The following is a 15,301-nucleotide window of genomic DNA, read 5'->3' as shown; positions in this document are numbered from 1 at the left end:
GAACGAAAGAGAGGTGCCCATGTCGATCGCCGACCTGGACCGGGACTACGTCTTCCACCCGTTCACCGTGCTGGCCACGCACCAGCAGTCGGGTCCGCCGATCTCGATCGTCGAGGCGCACGGCTCGACCGTCGTCGACGCCGACGGTCGCCGCTACCTCGACGCCATGGCGGGGCTGTGGTGCGTCAACATCGGCTACTCGCACCCCGAGATGGCCGACGCGCTGCACCGCCAGGCCTCGAAGCTGCCGTACTTCCACGCCTTCTCGTCGATGGGCACCGAGGCCCCCGCGCGCCTCGCCGAGCGCCTGATCCAGATGGCGCCCGTGCCGATGGCCAAGGTGTTCTTCGGCAACTCCGGCTCCGACGCGAACGACACGCAGGCCAAGCTCGTCTGGTACTACAACAACCTGCTGGGACGCCCCGAGAAGAAGAAGATCATCTCGCGGCACCGCGGCTACCACGGCGTGACGGTGCTGTCGGGCGGCCTCACGGGCCTGGCGAACCTGCACGACGGCTTCGACCTGCCGCTGCCGATGATCCGGCACGTCCGCCCGCCCCACCGCCTGTGGGAGCGCGAGCCCGGCGCGACCGACGAGGAGTTCGCCCGCACCCTCGCGCAGGAGCTCGACGACCTGATCGTGGCCGAGGGCCCCGACACCGTCGCGGCCTTCATCGCCGAGCCGGTCATGGCCGCCGGCGGCGTCATCGTCCCGCCGGAGACGTACTTCCCCGAGATCCAGAAGGTGCTCGACACGCACGACGTGCTGCTGATCGCCGACGAGGTCGTCTGCGGCTTCGGACGCCTCGGCGTCGAGTTCGGCAGCACCGCGGTCGGTGCGCGCCCCGACCTCATGACCGTGGCCAAGGGCATCACGTCGGCCTACGTCCCGCTCTCGGCGTGCCTCGTCGGCAGCAAGGTGTGGGACGTCATCGTCGAGGGGTCGAGCCGCTACGGCGCTTTCGGCCACGGCTACACCTACTCGGCGCACCCGCTCGCCGCGGCGGCCGCCATGACGAACCTCGACATCATCGAGCGCGACGGGCTCGTGCAGCGGGCCGGCGACCTCGGCACCCTGCTGCACTCCGAGCTGCGCAGCGCCTTCGCCGACCACCCGAACGTCGCGGAGATCCGTGGCACCGGCCTGGTCGCGGCGGTCGAGTTCGTCAAGGACCCGGCGTCGCGCACGCCGTTCGACGCGGTGGGCCAGTTCAGTGCCGCCGTGACCCGGGCGTCGCTCGAGAACGGCGTCGTGACCCGTGCCCTCCCGGCGGCTGACACGGTCTCGTTCTCGCCGCCGTTCACGACGACGGAGGACGAGATCCGGGCCATGGTCGACGGCGTGAGGCGGGCCGCCGAGTCCGTCGCGGTGAAGGCCTGACCATGGCGCGGGCGGTCGGTGGCGACGAGGTGGTCGGCGGGCGGGTGATCGGCGTGCTGGTCAACCCGATCGCCGGCTACGGCGGGCCGCGTGCGATGCACGGCACCGCCGACCTCGACGACCGCCAGCACCGCGAGGCGCTCGAGGCCGGTCGTGCGACCGACCGCATGCGCCGTGCCCTCGCGCGGGCCACCGACCGTCTCCCGCGCGGCACCCGGTTCGTGACGGCCCCCGGAGCGCTGGGGGCCGACCTGCTGGCCGACATGGGGCTCGACCACCGCGTGGTCGGTCGGGCCGCGTCGGGCCCCACCACGGTGTCCGACACCGTCGCGGCGGCACGGGCGGTCGTGGGCCTCGACCTCGGCGTCGACTGCCTGCTGTTCTCGGGCGGCGACGGCACCGCGACCGACCTGGCCGGCCACGTCGGCACGACGCTGGTCGTCGGCGTGCCGGCCGGCGTCAAGATGCACTCGGGCGTCTTCGCCCGCACCCCCGAGGCCGCCGGTGACCTGCTGCTCGCGGTGGTCGAGGGGCGCGTGCGGTCCGAGTCGTGCGACCTGCTCGACGTCGTGGGCGGCGACGGCGACGGACCGCAGGTCACCGGGTCGGTGCGGGTGCCGGTCGCCCGCGCCCTGCTGCAGGGCGCGAAGCGGACGTCCGCGGTGCCCGACCCGTCGATGCTCGAGGCCGTCGGCCGCCAGCTGCGCGACACCGCGGGCCCCGGCGCGCAGTGGGTGCTGGGCCCCGGCGCCACGGTCGCCGACGTCGCGCGCGGGCTCGGCCTGACGTCGACGGTCCACGGCGTCGACGTCGTGGCGGCCGACGGCTCGGCGGTGCGCGACGCGACCGAGCGCCAGGTCTTCGACGCCGCCGCCGACCCCGCCACCCACGTGCTGCTCGGCGTGGTCGGCGGGCAGGGCTTCCTGCTCGGTCGCGGCAACCACGAGCTCAGCGCCCGCGTGCTCGACCGCGTCGGGCCCGACCGCCTGCACGTCGTCGCGGCGGCCTCCAAGCTCGCATCGCTCAGCCCACCCGTGCTGCACGTCGACCTCGGCGACGCCGAGCCCGTCCGCGGCCTGGACGGCTACCGTCCGGTCCACGTCGGGCCGGGACGCACGACCATGATGCGGATCGTCAGCTCCGCCGCCCCCTCGATCGACATCCCCGCGCTCGCGTAGCGCACGACCCCCACGGAAGGACCGCATCGTCATGAACCAGGTGCACCCCTACATGGCCAACTCGGCCGCCGGCAGCCGCGCCGCGATGATGAGCGCCCTGGGGATCGACGACGTCGAGTCGCTCTTCGACCAGATCCCGGCCGACCACCGGGCCGGCGTGACGACCGACGTGCCCGGCATCGTCTCGGAGGCCGCCCTGCGGCGCGAGCTCGACCGGCGCCTGCGCGGCACGGTCTCGACCCAGACGCACCTGTCGTTCCTCGGCGGCGGCTACTGGAACCACTACGTCCCGTCGCTGTGCGACGAGGTGGCGGCCCGCCCCGAGATCGCGACGTCGGTGTGGGGCACGCCCAGCTCCGACCACGGACGCAACCAGATCTGGTTCGAGTTCTCGTCGCAGCTCGGCGCGCTGCTCGACACCGAGTTCGTCGGCCTGCCCGTCTACAGCTGGGGCTGCGCGACGGGGCACGCCCTGCGGATGGCGGCCCGTCTGACGGACCGCGACGTCGTGCTGGTGCCCGACACCGTCGACCCCGAGCGTCGCCGGGTCATCGACACGTACTGCGGCTCGCCCGACCTGCCGGGCTCGATCACGGTGCGCGAGATCCCCGTCGACCCGGCGACCGGCACGCTCGACCTCGAGGCGCTGCGCGGGCTGGTCGACGACCGGGTCGCGGCGGTCTACGTCGAGACCCCCAACGCCTGGGGCGTCGTCGAGCACGAGGTGCAGGCCGCCGTCGAGCTGGCCCACTCGGTCGGCGCCGAGGCCGTGGTGTCGGTCGACCCGACGTCGCTCGGCGTCCTCCGCCCGCCCGGGTCGTTCGGCGCCGACATCGTCGTGGGCTCGATCCAGCCGCTCGGCATCCCGCTCAACGCCGGTGGCGGGGTCGGGGGGTTCATCGCGACGCGCGACGACGAGCGGTACGCGCGGCAGTTCCCGACCCTGCAGGTCAGCGCCGCCCCGACGACCCGGCCGGGCGAGCTGGCGTTCGGCATGACGCTGTTCGAGCAGAGCTCGTACGGCTCCCGTGAGCTCGCGAAGGACTGGACCGGCAACTCCGTGTACCTGTGGGCCGTCCGCGCCGCGGTCTACATGACGCTGCTCGGGCCGCAGGGCTTCGCCGACCTGGGCACGACGCTCGTCCGCAACGTCCGCGCCGCGGCGGCCCTGATCGCCGAGGTGCCGGGCGTGACGGTCCGCCACGCCGACCGGGCGTTCAAGGAGCTCGTCGTCGACTTCACGGCGACCTCGCTGACCGTCGCCGAGATCGACGCCGCCCTGCTCGCGCGGGGCATCCTCGGCGGGCACGACCTGACCGGCAGCCACGCGGCCCTCGACGGCTGCGCGCTGTACTGCATCACCGAGATCCACACCGAGGACGACGTGCGCGAGCTCGTCGACGCACTGAAGGAGATCTGCGCATGAGCGTCACCCGCCGCTACCACGCGCCCGTGTGGGACGAGCCCGTCGTCCTCGAGCTCGGGGCGCCGGGCCGTCGCGGCTTCGTGCCACCCGCGCCGTGGTCCGACGACGCCGACGACGCGCCGCTGCTGCCGGAGTCGCTGCTGCGCACCGCGCCGCCGGAGCTGCCGGAGCTGGCCGAGTACGAGGCCCGCCGCCACTACCTGCACCTGGCGCAGGAGACGCTCGGCATGATGGGCATCAGCCTGTTCGGCACGTGCACCATGAAGCACAACCCGAGCGTCAACGAGGCCGTCGTCGCCCGTCCCGAGGTCGCGGCGGTGCACCCGCGCCAGGACCCGTCGACCTACCAGGGGCTGCTGGGCATCGTCCACGCCCTCGGCGAGGGCCTGAAGAACCTGTCGGGCATGGACGCGTTCAGCTTCCAGCCCGGTGGCGGCGCCGACGCGGCGTTCCTGCACGTGTGCGTCACGCGGGCGTACCACGCGTCGAGGGGCGAGCTGGCGCAGCGGCGGCAGATCGTCACGACGGCGCAGGCGCACCCGTGCAACCCCGCGACCGCCGCGGCCGCCGGCTTCGAGGTCGTGACGCTGCCCGTCGAGGAGGACGGCTACCCGTCGCTCGAGGCGCTCAAGGCCGCCATCGGCCCGCAGACCGCCGCCCTGATGGTCAACAACCCCGACGACATGGGCATCTACAACCCGCACGTCAAGGAGTGGGTCGAGGCCGTCCACGAGGTCGGCGGGCTGTGCTTCTACGACCACGCCAACTTCAACGGCGTCATGACGCGCGTGCAGGCCGCCGCCCTGGGCTTCGACGCGTGCATGTTCATGCTGCACAAGACGTTCGGCGTCCCGAAGGGCGGAGGCGGTCCGGCCGTCGGCGCGTACGGCTGCTCCGCCGAGCTGGCGCGCTTCCTGCCCGGGCCCGTCATCGCGGAGGTCGACGGCGCGTTCGTGCTGGAGGAGCCCGAGCAGGGCGTGGGCCGCGTGCGCGAGTACCTCGGCAACGTCCACCAGCTCGTCAAGGCGTACAGCTGGCTGCGCGCCATGGGCACCGACGGGCTGCGCGAGGCCGCCGACCTGTCGGTCCTGGCCAACAACTACATGGAGCAGCGGATCCTCCGGGTGCCCGGCGTGACGCGGTCGCTGCCCGGGCTCGGCGACCCCCGGCTCGAGATGACGCGGTTCTCGATGGCCGAGATCACCGCCGAGACCGGCGTGACGGCCGTCGACGTCCAGAACCGCATGTCCGACTTCGGCATCGACGCGATGTGGCTGAGCCACGAGCCGTGGATCGTCCCCGAGCCGTTCACGCCCGAGGCGGGCGAGATGTGGTCGAAGGAGGACATCGACACGTGGATCGACGTGCTGGCGCACGTGCTCGACGAGGCGCGGACCGACCCCGAGCTGGTGCGCACCGCCCCGCACCGGCAGGTCGTCGCGAAGATCGACCCGAGCGGGCTCGACGACCCCGACCGGTGGGCGACGACGTGGCGGGCGTACGTCCGCAAGCACGGCACCCGTGCGGCGCGCGGGGGAGTGACGGCATGAGGGTGCACCTCCCGGGCGTGGGCCCGGCCGACGACGGCGGCGAGATGTCGGTGCACGGCGAGACGGTCCCCGTGACCGCGAGCGACACGATCGCCTCGGCGATGGTCGCGGCGGGGTCGCGGGGCATGCGCGACGACGAGTCGGCCGGACGCCGCGGCGTCTGGTGCGGCATGGGCGTGTGCCACGAGTGCACCGTGTCGGTCGACGGCGACGGCGGCGTGCTGGCGTGCATGACCCCGGCGGCCGACGGCATGGACGTCCGGGCGCAGCCGGTCCGGCCACCCCTCGACGCCTTCGTGGAGGTCGAGTCGACGCCGCAGTCCGAGCTGACGCCCGACGTGCTGGTCGTCGGGGGTGGGCCGTCGGGCCTCGCCGCGACCGCCGAGCTGGCGCGGCAGGGTCTCGACGTCGTGCTGGTCGACGACCGGTCGTCGCTCGGCGGCCAGTACTACAAGCAGCCCAGCAAGGCGTTCAGCCTCGACGAGCAGCGCCTCGACGCCCAGTTCAGGGCGGGACGCGCGCTCGTGGCCGAGGTGCAGGCGTCGGGTGCCACGATCCTGCTCGGCACCACGGTGTGGGCCGCGTTCGACACCGATCACGTCGTCGCGCGCTCCGACGGGCAGCGGTGGGTCATCCGTCCGCGGCGCCTGGTCATCGCGACGGGCGCCTACGAGCGGGGCGTCCCCGTGCCGGGGTGGACCCTGCCGGGCGTCATGACGACGGGGGCCGGTCAGAGCCTCCTGCGGTCGTACCAGGTCACGGCCGGCTCGCGGATCCTCGTCGCGGGCAACGGACCGCTCAACATCCAGCTCGCGTACGAGCTGGCCCGGTCGGGCGCCGAGGTCGTCGGCCTGGTCGAGCTCGGCCGCATCATGCAGCCGACCCGTGGCGGTGCGGTCGCCGCGATGGCCGTGGCGTCGCCGGGCCTGATGCGCGACGGCATGCGCTACCTCGCCTCGCTGGTGCGGCGGCGCGTCCCGCTCGTGACCGGTTCGGCGGTCACGGCCCTCGAGGGCGATCCCGTCGACGGCGTGCGCCGGGCGGTCGTCCGCCGGCTCGACCGCGACGGATGTCCGACGGGTCGTGAGCGGACGTTCGACGTCGACGCGGTGTGCCTCGGCTACGGGTTCGTCCCGAGCAACGACCTGGCGCGGTCGCTGGGGTGCGAGCACGTCTTCGACGCCGACCGCGGCGCCCTGGTCACGCGGACCGACGACTCGGGCCGCACGTCACGGCCCGACGTGTGGGTCATCGGCGACAGCGCCCGGGTGCAGGGTGCCAAGTTCGCGCAGGCCCAGGGCCGTCTCGCGGGGTCGGCCGTCGCGCTCGACCTGTCCGGCGCGGACGGTCGTCCGCCCGCGGCCGACCGGCGGCGTGCCGCCCGGCACCTGAGGTTCCAGGACGCGATGCTGCGGCTGTTCGGCGCACCCGTGCTGACCGACGAGCTCGCGGCGGACGACACCGTCGTGTGCCGCTGCGAGAACATCACGCTCGGCGAGATGGCGGCCGGGCTCGAGGACGGCGTGACGAGCGCGGGCGCGGTCAAGCGGCTCACCCGCGTCGGCATGGGCAAGTGCCAGGGCCGCTACTGCGGCCCCGTGCTGAGCGCCCTGGGCGCGCGCACGACGGGGCGGCCGGCGGGGGAGCGGACGGGCTTCGCGCCCCAGGCGCCGGTCAAGCCGGTGCGGCTGGTCGACGTCGCCAACCCTCCCGAGACGTCGTCGCCGGTGGGGTGACGCACGCGTGGCCGGTGGTCGCCGAGCCGTCCTGCTCCGACGTCACCGTCGCGCCGTGCTGGCCGGCGGACGTGCTCCTGCTCTAGGCTCGACGCACTGGAAGCCGTCTGAGGGACGGACCTGCTCGGGGGAGTTCACATGACCAGGACACGCACCACGACACGCATCACCGGCGCCGTCGCCGGCCTGACACTGGCCGCGGGTGTCGGGCTGGTCGGGGCCACGCCGGCCGAGGCGAATGCGGCGAACGTGAACTTCTCGTCGCTGCGCACGTGTCAGTACGGGCAGCGCCAGATGCAGCTGCAGGGGTACAGGATCTACCTCTCGTGCCACAAGATCGCCAACAACGTGTGGTCGTTCTACTACTACTACTGAGCCGGGCGACCGGCCGCCGCGGACGTCCGCGGCCCGGCGTCAGCTGAAGCGCAGCGGGTCGAACGGCGTCAGGTCGCGGCCCGGGTCGCGACCGGCCGCGAGCGCCGCGAGCGTCTGCCCCATCAGGGGGCTCGCGGTGAATCCCATGTAGGGGTAGATGCCCACGAAGACGCCCGGGTGGCTCGGCACCTCGCCGAGGATGGGCCGCTGGTCGGGCGTCCCGTTGCCGACCCCGACCCACGTGCGCAGCAGCTTGACCGACGAGATCGTCGGGGCGATGCGCACGGCGATCGCGAGGTTCTCGCGCAGCGAGTCGGGGTTGAGCACCCAGGCTCCGTCGGCGTCGCGCCGTGCGGGCCAGCCGCCGCCGATCAGCAGCGTGCCGGTCGTGGCCTGCTTGAACGTCAGCTTGCCGCCCGCGTAGTAGACCAGGTGGTCGACGAGGGGCTCGATGCGCTCGGTCACGCTGACCTGCACGGCCTCGCTCGTGACGGGCAGGTTGATGCCGAGCATCTCGCCGAACACCGGCATCGTGTCGCCGGTGCAGATGACGACGCTGCGGGTGTCGAACGAGCCGTCGGTCGTCACGACGCGGTGGAGGCCCCCGGACGTCTCCTCCAGCCCCGAGACCGACACGCCCGTGCGCACCGTGGCGCCGTGCCGCAGCGCGGCCCGGGCGAACGCGGGGGCCGTCAGCAGCGGGTTGGCCTTGCCCTCGATGGGGCACAGCTCGCCGCCCACGACCTCGTCGGAGACCCACGGCGCGAGCGCCACGACCTCGTCGCGGGTCAGCATGCGGCTGTCGATGCCGATCGAGCGCTCGAACGCGACCTTGCGCTCGATGTCGGGCAGCTGGTCGGGCCGGTCGGCGAGCAGCAGCCCGCCCTTCTTCTTGACCTCGAGGTCGACGCCCAGCTCGGCCGACAGGCCGTCCCAGACGGCGAGCGAGTCGGCGAGGAAGGCCAGGGCCGGCAACCAGTCACGGGCCCAGTCGTCGCCCATGTGCAGGAACGGCTCGTGCTGGATCTGGCCGTGCAGGCTGCCCGCGTTGCGCCCCGAGGCCTCGGTGTTGAGGTCGTTGCGGTCGAGGAGCAGGACGCGCGCGCCGTCGCGGCTCGCGTAGTACGCCGTCGCGGCACCGGTGGCGCCGCCACCGATCACGACGACATCGAAAACTTCTGGCGCCGGTGTTCCCTCTTGCATGCTTCTCATCGTATCGTAGGTGTTCACAGAACGTACAAGTGTTCGCAGAGAGGTCACCATGACAACGCCGCAGGCTTTCGAAGGCAGCTACACCGTTGCCGTCACCCCCTTCACCGACGACGCCAGCGCCATCGACGTCTCGCGGTTGAAGGGGTTCCTGGACTGGCAGCTCGAGTCCGGCGTGCCCGGCATCATCATGCTCGGCTCGACGGGCGAGTTCCTCACGCTGACCCGTGACGAGCGGCGCCTCCTGGTCGACGAGACCGTGCGACACATCGACGGACGCATCCCCGTGCTCGTGGGTGCCACCAACGCCTTCACGCCGTTCGCGATCGAGGCGGCCCGCGACGCCGCCGAGCTCGGCGCCGACGGCCTGATGATCGCGCCGCCGTACTACTACACGCCGACCGACGACGAGGTCTTCTGGTACTACGAGGCCATCACGGACGCCGTCGACCTGCCGATCATGCTCTACAACAACCCCGTCACGACCAACGTCGACATGAGCGCTGCCCTCGTGGCCCGTCTCGCCAAGGCGTTCCCGACCGTGTCGTACATCAAGGAGTCGTCGCAGGAGGTCGAGCGCGTCGGCGAGGTCGTCGAGCTCGCGGGCGACGACATGATCGTCTACGCCGGCGAGAAGCCCGTCGACTCGTACCTGCTCGGTGCCAAGGGATACGTCAACCCGTACGGCAACTACATCCCCCGCGCGTCCGCCGGCATGTGGGGGCTGCTCGAGGCCGGCCGCATCGACGAGGCCCGCCACATCGACGACCTGATCCACCGGTTCGACGCGATCATCGCCGAGGGCCACCCGACGTACGGCCACCAGGCGTACTCCAAGGAGCTCGCCCGCCGCCAGGGTCACCCCGTCGGTCCGGTCCGGGCACCCATCACGCGCTTCGACCAGATCGGTCCCGAGGGCGACGAGAAGGCCGCCCGCATCATGGCCGTCCTCGGCGAGATCGACGACTACGCGCAGCAGATCGGCGTGTGACCGTGAGCCTCGTCAACGAGGACACCTCCGCGGGGGACCGGTCGGCGGGCCGCGGCGCCGCCGATCCCGTCGCCGTTGTCGGTGCCGGCAGCATCGGTGTGGCGTGGGCCGTCGTGTTCGCGTGCGCCGGCCGCTCCGTGCGCCTGTTCGACCTCGACCCGCGTCGCCTCGACGCGTCGGTCGAGGAGGTCGCCGACACGATCGAGCAGATGGCCCTCGTCGGGCTGGTCGCCGGGGACGTGTCGACGGTCATCGGCCGGGTGCGGGCCTGCGCGAGCCTCGAGGAGGCCGTCGCCGGGGTGTCGTACGTGCAGGAGTGCATCCTCGAGGAGGTCGGCGCCAAGCGCTCGCTGTTCGCCGCACTCGACGCCGCCACGTCGCCCGGCACCGTCCTGGCCAGCTCGACCTCGACCATCATGGCGTCGCGCTTCGCCGACGGGCTGCCCGGACGCGACCGCTGCCTCGTCGTGCACCCCGGCAACCCGCCGTACTTCCTGCGGGTCGCCGAGATCGTGCCGGCGCCCTTCACGTCCTCCGAGACGGTGGCGAATGCCGTCTCGATGGTCGAGTCGCTCGAGATGGCCCCGGTCGTGCTGACGAGGGAGATCGAGGGCTTCGTCTTCAACCGGCTGCAGGGTGCGCTGCTGCGCGAGGCGTACTGCCTCGTGCGGGACGGCGTCGTGTCGCCCGTCGACGTCGACACCATCGTGCGGGAGGGTCTCGGCCGTCGGTGGGCGGTCATGGGACCGTTCGCGACCAACGAGCTCAACACGCGCGGGGGGCTGCGGCAGCACGCCGAGCTGCACGGCCGCGTGTACGCACGGCTGGGCATCGAGCGCTCCACGGAGGACCCGTGGACACCCGATACCGTCGACCGCGTGGCCCGCGAGATCGAGCAGAGCCTCCCGCACGACGACTGGGCCGACAACGTCCGTGAGCGCGACCGCACCATGATCGCGATCGCGGCGCTGATGCGCGGCTTCGACAACCCGCTGAACGGGGTCGCCCCCGCCCCCGCCGTCGCCGCCGCCACGGCTCCCGCCGCCACCTGACCCGCTCCGTCCGACCGAAGGAAGCACCTCGATGTCCGCCACCTCCCTGTTCTCCTCCGTCGCCGTCGGCGGGGTGGACGTGCGCAACCGCGTCTGGGTCGCCCCCATGTGCCAGTACAGCTGCCTGGCCCGCGACGGCCACCCGACCGCGTGGCACCGCGTGCACTACGGCGCGTTCGCGACGGGCGGCTTCGGGTTGGTCGTCACGGAGGCGACGTCCGTCGTGCCCGAGGGACGCATCAGCCCCGAGGACGCCGGCATCTGGTCGGACGAGCACGTCGACAGCTGGCGCCCGGTCGTGGAGTTCGCGCACGAGCACGACACCCGCATCGTGATGCAGCTGGCGCACGCCGGCCGCAAGGCGTCGACGCACTCCGACCTGAGCGGACGCACCGGCACGGTCGAGGCGGCCGAGGGCGGGTGGGAGACGGTCGGCCCGAGCGTCGGGTCGTTCGGCTCGCTCGCGCCGTGCCGCGCGCTGGGCGTCGACGAGGTGCGCGCGATGCCGTCGCTGTTCGCCGAGGGCGCCCGTCGCGCCGTGCTGGCGGGCTTCGACGGCGTCGAGATCCACGCGGCGCACGGCTACCTGCTCCACGAGTTCCTGTCACCGCTGATCAACCACCGCGACGACGAGTACGGCGGCGACCTCGAGGGCCGCAGCCGCCTGCTGCGCGAGGTCGTCGCGGCGGTCCGCGCGGTGCTGCCGGCCGGTGCGGCGCTGCTGCTGCGCATCTCGGCGACCGACTGGGCCGACGGCGGGTGGGACCCGGACCAGTCGGTCGAGCTCGTGCAGATGCTCGCGGACGCCGGCGTCGACCTCGTCGACGTCTCGTCCGGCGGGGCGGTCGAGCACCAGGAGATCCCGGTCGGGCCGCGCTACCAGGTGGGCCTCGCCGGGCGCATCCGTCGGGCGACCGACATCCCCACGGGTGCGGTGGGGCTGATCACCGACCCGCGCGACGCCCAGGACATCCTCGACGAGGGGGAGTCCGACGTCGTCCTGTTGGGACGCGCGGCCCTGCGCGAGCCGCGCTGGCCGCTGCGGGCCTCGCGCGAGCTCGACGTCGACGGGTCGGCGCTGTTCCCCGCCCAGTACCGCCGGGCCGTCCTGCGGCCCGGTCGGTAGGCGGGTTCCCCGGGTCGGCTAGCGACGACCGCGGCGCAGGCTGCGGTTGCTGCGGCGCTCGTCGAGCTTCTTGCGGGCGATCGGCAGGCCGACCAGGGCCAGGGCCTTCCAGACGATCCAGCCGAGGACGGTGAAGAGGTTGCGCTTGGGGTGTGCCATGTCTGATGACTCTCGTTCGGTGGGAAGTGGACGAGGCGGGGACGGATCGCCGTCCCCGCCACGCGGTGGTGCCGGTGTGACTACTTCTTGAAGGCGTCCTTGACGTTCTCGCCGGCGTCCTTGACGGACGACGTCGCCTGGTCCTTCTTGCCTTCGGCCTTGAGCTCGTCGTTGTTCGTGACGTCCCCGACGACCTCCTTGGCCTTTCCGGCGAGGTCCTCGGCGGCGTTCTTGGCCTTGTCAGCGATACCCATGATGTTCTCCTTCGATGGTGTGGTGGTGGTTCAGCGCACGCGGTGTGCGCTCGCCCGGGTGCGCCCGCTCCGACGGTGGTCGTGGCCGAGGAGGACTCGGCAGACCGTGTGGCCGTCGGGGAAGGCGTCCGAGACGTCGTGGGTGCACCGGCTGGCGGCGGACTCGATGTCGCCTCCGGTGACGTGGGGGTCGAGCTGGCCGCGCAGCTCGATGACGTGGGTGCGTCCCTGGCGGCGGGCCGTGCCCTTGACGTGGGTGACGTTGGTGCGGGCCTCGAAGTCGGCCGCGACGGCCTTGGCGACGCCGCTGAGGTCGACGTGGACGCTGCCGGCGCGGTCGGACGCGTCCGGCAGCCGGACCGCCTTCTCGCCGGGTCGGGGCGCGTGCGACAGCAGCCAGAGCAGGCCGACGAGACCCAGGACCACGCCGCCGAGGGCGAAGACCCACGGCCACCAGGCGCTCGACTCGACGTCGTCGAGCCGGGCCGTCGAGACACTGTCGCTCCAGGTGCCGAACCAGCGGTAGCGCCAGTCGAGCAGGGCCACCCCTCCGGCGATCAGGGCGAGACCCACCAGGGCCGTGACCGTCCGGTCGATCGCTGCGAGCCTACGCGTCATGCTTCACCTCCGTGGTCCTGATGGCGACGTCGTGCGTCGTGAGGCCCGCGAGGGCCTCGCGCACGGACGTCTCGACGTGCGTGGCGGCGTCGGGTCGGTCGGACTGCACCGTCACGACGACGCGTCCGCGCCGGTGGGTGGCTCGGGCGGCCGCGACACCCGCGGTGTCCTCGGCGGCGCCGACGGCGACGGCCCGGATGGCCTTGCGGGTGACCCACACGTCCGACGGGCCGGGCGTGCTCTCGTGCGTCCGCGGGGCGGGCTTGAGCGCGGCGACGAGCAGGACCAGGCCGACGACGACGGCGGCGACCGCGGTGATCACGACGCCGGTGCCGGCCGTCAGGCCGTCCGCCGCGTCCAGCAGCGATCCCGTCCACGACGGGCCGCCGGCCCAGCCACGGTCGACCGCGAGGTCGTGCACCGAGACGACGGCGAGGCCGATCAGGGCGGTCCCCAGCAGCAGGGACGCGCCTGATGCCGCGGGGCGGCCGGTGGGCGGCGCGACGCGGGGGCTCACAGGACCCTCCGCTGCGACGTCGTGGCCCCGACGGCCTCGTCGACGGGCACGACGTGCAGCGTGACGTCGACGCGACCGATGTCGGTGCCCGACAGGCGGGAGGCCTCGGCGCGGACCGTGTCGCGGATCGTCGTCGCGAGCTCCTGCACGCGGCACGGCCAGGTGGCCGCGGCGTGCAGGTCGGCGACCGCGACGGAGCCGCGGAACGTCACGGACGCGGACGGCAGGCTGCGGGTCAGCGGGTGGAGCCCGGCGGGACGTGCGACGCACCCCGGCACCTGCAGGGCGGCGTGTGCGACGAGGTGCTCGAGCGCCTTGGTGCGGACGTCGAGGGTGCCGCGCTCCTCGGCGGGCGCCAGGCCCGCGGGAGCTTCGATCGTGTCACTCACGTCGGCCCCTCAGGATGCTCGTGAGATCGATGTCGCCGTCGAGGTGGGCGCCGGCGGCGAGACCGATGACGCCGAGCACGACGGCGCCGAGGAAGGCGCCGAACCCGCCGATCGCGATGGCGATGGCCAGGAGCAGGCCCGCGAACAGGCCGATGATGGAGAGCTTCATGCGATGGTCCTTGGCTTCAGAGTTGGATGTAGCGACGCGAGCCGGGCAGGCGCCTCGGGAGGAGGCGGCGGAGCCGGTGGATCGCGGTGCGCAGCACCCCATCCACCCGTGCTTCGGAGCGGGCGTCGGGTCGGATGGGTGTGATCTGGGACGTGCGTCCCAGTGGGGCGTCGAGCCGGTCGAGCGCGCGGCGCAGCTCGTCGCTGCTGCCGCCGCGGTCGGGATGGTGCTGCTTGATCGCCGCCCGACGCGCCGCCCGGTGCGCCGCGAGGCGGTCGGCCGGGTCGCCGGGCGGCGGTGTCACAGCGTGTCCCCGGGGCCCGCGACGTCCTCGACCGTGACGTGCACGGGCACGTCGACGAGCGGCTCGATCGCGGTGCGGACGTCGTCGGCGGTCGCGACGACCGGGCTGCCCCACTCGAGGACGATGTGCACCTCGCACGAGTCGTCCCGCAGGCGGACGCCGTTGACCCGGCGGCCCGGCAGGTAGGTCGCGACCTCGCCCACGACGCCCGCGTGCAGCGCGCTCACACCGGCCACGGCGAGCGTGGCCGACGCGATGGCCTCGGCGGCGTCGGGGGCCGGTGCCGCGTCACTCGACACGGGACTCGCTGGGCTGGTCGCTGTCGTCGCCCTCGAGGTGCACGTCGAGGACCGTGATGTTGACCTCGGTGACCTCCAGGCCCGTCATGCGCTCGACCGAGCCGATGACGTTGCGACGCACGCCCGACGCCAGCTCGGCGATCGAGACGCCGTACTCGGCGATCAGGTCGACGTCGACGGCCGCCTGGCGCTCGCCGACCTCGACGTTGACGCCCTGGCTCAGGTTGGTGCGCGATCCCGGGATGCGCTCGCGGAGCGCTCCGACGGCACGGGCGGTGTTGCCGCCGAGGTCGTGGACGCCGCTGACCTCGCGCGTCGCGATGCCGGCGATCTTCGACACGACGGTGTCGGCGATCGAGGTGCGTCCCTGCTGCGAGGCGAGGGGACCGGTGGCCTCGGCCTTGACGACCTCGGTGGAGGTCGTGCTGGACGTCGTCGCCGGAGAGGTCGTCTTCGCGGCGGAGGTCGTGGTGGTGTCGGCCATGTCTGGTTGCCTTTCGGTTGAACGAACATCTGTTGGTCGTCGCGAGGTGGCCGATCGTCACGCCGGCCGTGTCGTGATCTGGGT

At 73.0% G+C, this 15,301-nt stretch carries 19 protein-coding genes; 9 read left to right on the top strand and 10 right to left on the bottom strand.

Annotation, left to right across the window (positions count from 1 at the left end; all coding sequences use genetic code 11):
• Positions 1–19 precede the first annotated feature (19 nt).
• The 6 genes from ASD10_RS00175 (at position 20) to ASD10_RS00150 (ending at position 7,646) form a co-directional block, all read left to right on the top strand.
• Positions 20–1,381 carry an aminotransferase gene (locus ASD10_RS00175; RefSeq protein ID WP_056602915.1) on the top strand — a complete coding sequence of 454 codons (1,362 nt, stop codon included), beginning with the start codon at positions 20–22 and terminating at the stop codon, positions 1,379–1,381.
• A 2-nt stretch (positions 1,382–1,383) separates the two neighbouring features.
• A complete protein-coding gene (locus ASD10_RS00170; protein ID WP_056602912.1) occupies positions 1,384–2,559 on the top strand; it encodes an ATP-NAD kinase family protein in 1,176 nt (391 codons plus the stop codon).
• Between the two features lie 31 nt (positions 2,560–2,590).
• A complete protein-coding gene (gene gcvPA, locus ASD10_RS00165) occupies positions 2,591–3,985 on the top strand; it encodes an aminomethyl-transferring glycine dehydrogenase subunit GcvPA (RefSeq protein WP_056602909.1) in 1,395 nt (464 codons plus the stop codon).
• Positions 3,982–5,535, top strand: coding sequence for an aminomethyl-transferring glycine dehydrogenase subunit GcvPB (gene gcvPB / locus ASD10_RS00160; protein ID WP_056602904.1), 1,554 nt, complete (start codon positions 3,982–3,984; stop codon positions 5,533–5,535). The genes gcvPA and gcvPB overlap by 4 nt, the downstream gene beginning before the upstream one ends.
• Entirely contained in the window at positions 5,532–7,271 is a 1,740-nt protein-coding gene (locus ASD10_RS00155) for an FAD-dependent oxidoreductase (protein WP_082555920.1), read from the top strand. The genes gcvPB and ASD10_RS00155 overlap by 4 nt, the downstream gene beginning before the upstream one ends.
• Before the next feature lie 138 nt (positions 7,272–7,409).
• A complete protein-coding gene (locus tag ASD10_RS00150) occupies positions 7,410–7,646 on the top strand; it encodes a hypothetical protein (protein WP_056602899.1) in 237 nt (78 codons plus the stop codon).
• 39 nt (positions 7,647–7,685) lie between these two features.
• Here the strand turns inward: ASD10_RS00150 and ASD10_RS00145 are convergent, their stop codons facing one another.
• Entirely contained in the window at positions 7,686–8,849 is a 1,164-nt protein-coding gene (locus tag ASD10_RS00145; protein ID WP_162248805.1) for an FAD-binding oxidoreductase, read from the bottom strand.
• A gap of 58 nt (positions 8,850–8,907) precedes the next feature.
• Here ASD10_RS00145 and ASD10_RS00140 point away from each other — a divergent pair, with 58 nt between their 5' ends.
• Genes ASD10_RS00140 through ASD10_RS00130 form a run of 3 tightly spaced genes read left to right on the top strand, consistent with a single transcriptional unit; the run spans position 8,908 to position 12,024 of the window.
• Positions 8,908–9,846 (top strand): dihydrodipicolinate synthase family protein, encoded by a 939-nt coding sequence (locus ASD10_RS00140; RefSeq protein ID WP_056602892.1) that lies wholly within the window; start codon positions 8,908–8,910, stop codon positions 9,844–9,846.
• 2 nt (positions 9,847–9,848) lie between these two features.
• The gene (locus ASD10_RS00135) at positions 9,849–10,898 is read left to right on the top strand and encodes a 3-hydroxyacyl-CoA dehydrogenase (RefSeq protein WP_082556226.1); all 1,050 of its coding nucleotides are present in this window, start codon (positions 9,849–9,851) and stop codon (positions 10,896–10,898) included.
• A gap of 31 nt (positions 10,899–10,929) precedes the next feature.
• Entirely contained in the window at positions 10,930–12,024 is a 1,095-nt protein-coding gene (locus ASD10_RS00130) for an NADH:flavin oxidoreductase/NADH oxidase (RefSeq protein WP_056602889.1), read from the top strand.
• An 18-nt stretch (positions 12,025–12,042) separates the two neighbouring features.
• Here ASD10_RS00130 and ASD10_RS18540 read toward each other — a convergent pair whose 3' ends face one another.
• The 9 genes from ASD10_RS18540 to ASD10_RS00100 form a co-directional block, all read right to left on the bottom strand.
• The gene (locus ASD10_RS18540) at positions 12,043–12,183 is read right to left on the bottom strand and encodes a hypothetical protein (protein WP_157432389.1); all 141 of its coding nucleotides are present in this window, start codon (positions 12,181–12,183) and stop codon (positions 12,043–12,045) included.
• Between the two features lie 80 nt (positions 12,184–12,263).
• Positions 12,264–12,437: a CsbD family protein gene (locus ASD10_RS18170; protein ID WP_082555918.1), complete on the bottom strand. Its 174-nt coding sequence runs from the start codon at positions 12,435–12,437 to the stop codon at positions 12,264–12,266.
• A gap of 30 nt (positions 12,438–12,467) precedes the next feature.
• Positions 12,468–13,055: a hypothetical protein gene (locus tag ASD10_RS00125; protein WP_056602886.1), complete on the bottom strand. Its 588-nt coding sequence runs from the start codon at positions 13,053–13,055 to the stop codon at positions 12,468–12,470.
• Positions 13,045–13,572, bottom strand: coding sequence for a DUF6286 domain-containing protein (locus ASD10_RS00120; protein WP_056602883.1), 528 nt, complete (start codon positions 13,570–13,572; stop codon positions 13,045–13,047). Before ASD10_RS00120 ends, ASD10_RS00125 begins: the two co-directional genes overlap by 11 nt.
• The gene (locus tag ASD10_RS00115) at positions 13,569–13,961 is read right to left on the bottom strand and encodes an Asp23/Gls24 family envelope stress response protein (RefSeq protein ID WP_056602880.1); all 393 of its coding nucleotides are present in this window, start codon (positions 13,959–13,961) and stop codon (positions 13,569–13,571) included. The genes ASD10_RS00120 and ASD10_RS00115 overlap by 4 nt, the downstream gene beginning before the upstream one ends.
• Positions 13,954–14,130: a DUF2273 domain-containing protein gene (locus ASD10_RS18165; RefSeq protein ID WP_082555917.1), complete on the bottom strand. Its 177-nt coding sequence runs from the start codon at positions 14,128–14,130 to the stop codon at positions 13,954–13,956. Before ASD10_RS18165 ends, ASD10_RS00115 begins: the two co-directional genes overlap by 8 nt.
• A 16-nt stretch (positions 14,131–14,146) precedes the next feature.
• Positions 14,147–14,434, bottom strand: a complete 288-nt coding sequence (locus ASD10_RS00110; protein ID WP_056602877.1) for a hypothetical protein — start codon at positions 14,432–14,434, stop codon at positions 14,147–14,149.
• A complete protein-coding gene (locus tag ASD10_RS00105; protein WP_056602874.1) occupies positions 14,431–14,733 on the bottom strand; it encodes a hypothetical protein in 303 nt (100 codons plus the stop codon). Before ASD10_RS00105 ends, ASD10_RS00110 begins: the two co-directional genes overlap by 4 nt.
• The gene (locus ASD10_RS00100; protein WP_056602872.1) at positions 14,723–15,217 is read right to left on the bottom strand and encodes an Asp23/Gls24 family envelope stress response protein; all 495 of its coding nucleotides are present in this window, start codon (positions 15,215–15,217) and stop codon (positions 14,723–14,725) included. Before ASD10_RS00100 ends, ASD10_RS00105 begins: the two co-directional genes overlap by 11 nt.
• Between the last annotated feature and the right edge of the window lie 84 nt (positions 15,218–15,301).

The sequence above is a fragment of the Aeromicrobium sp. Root472D3 genome (genome assembly GCF_001426485.1).
Lineage (GTDB): Bacteria > Actinomycetota > Actinomycetes > Propionibacteriales > Nocardioidaceae > Aeromicrobium.
The sequence above is the reverse complement of the archived record's forward strand: the minus strand, read 5'-3'. Positions and strand labels throughout refer to the sequence as shown.

Bases quoted from the DNA above. Each gene is read 5' to 3' on its own strand.
- ASD10_RS00175 (WP_056602915.1), top strand. From the start codon at position 20: ATGTCGATCGCCGACCTGGACCGGGACTACGTCTTCCACCCGTTCACC.
- ASD10_RS00170 (WP_056602912.1), top strand. From the start codon at position 1,384: ATGGCGCGGGCGGTCGGTGGCGACGAGGTGGTCGGCGGGCGGGTGATC.
- gcvPA (WP_056602909.1), top strand. From the start codon at position 2,591: ATGAACCAGGTGCACCCCTACATGGCCAACTCGGCCGCCGGCAGCCGC.
- gcvPB (WP_056602904.1), top strand. From the start codon at position 3,982: ATGAGCGTCACCCGCCGCTACCACGCGCCCGTGTGGGACGAGCCCGTC.
- ASD10_RS00155 (WP_082555920.1), top strand. From the start codon at position 5,532: ATGAGGGTGCACCTCCCGGGCGTGGGCCCGGCCGACGACGGCGGCGAG.
- ASD10_RS00150 (WP_056602899.1), top strand. From the start codon at position 7,410: ATGACCAGGACACGCACCACGACACGCATCACCGGCGCCGTCGCCGGC.
- ASD10_RS00145 (WP_162248805.1), bottom strand. From the start codon at position 8,849: ATGCAAGAGGGAACACCGGCGCCAGAAGTTTTCGATGTCGTCGTGATC.
- ASD10_RS00140 (WP_056602892.1), top strand. From the start codon at position 8,908: ATGACAACGCCGCAGGCTTTCGAAGGCAGCTACACCGTTGCCGTCACC.
- ASD10_RS00130 (WP_056602889.1), top strand. From the start codon at position 10,930: ATGTCCGCCACCTCCCTGTTCTCCTCCGTCGCCGTCGGCGGGGTGGAC.
- ASD10_RS18540 (WP_157432389.1), bottom strand. From the start codon at position 12,183: ATGGCACACCCCAAGCGCAACCTCTTCACCGTCCTCGGCTGGATCGTC.
- ASD10_RS18170 (WP_082555918.1), bottom strand. From the start codon at position 12,437: ATGGGTATCGCTGACAAGGCCAAGAACGCCGCCGAGGACCTCGCCGGA.
- ASD10_RS00125 (WP_056602886.1), bottom strand. From the start codon at position 13,055: ATGACGCGTAGGCTCGCAGCGATCGACCGGACGGTCACGGCCCTGGTG.
- ASD10_RS18165 (WP_082555917.1), bottom strand. From the start codon at position 14,130: ATGAAGCTCTCCATCATCGGCCTGTTCGCGGGCCTGCTCCTGGCCATC.
- ASD10_RS00100 (WP_056602872.1), bottom strand. From the start codon at position 15,217: ATGGCCGACACCACCACGACCTCCGCCGCGAAGACGACCTCTCCGGCG.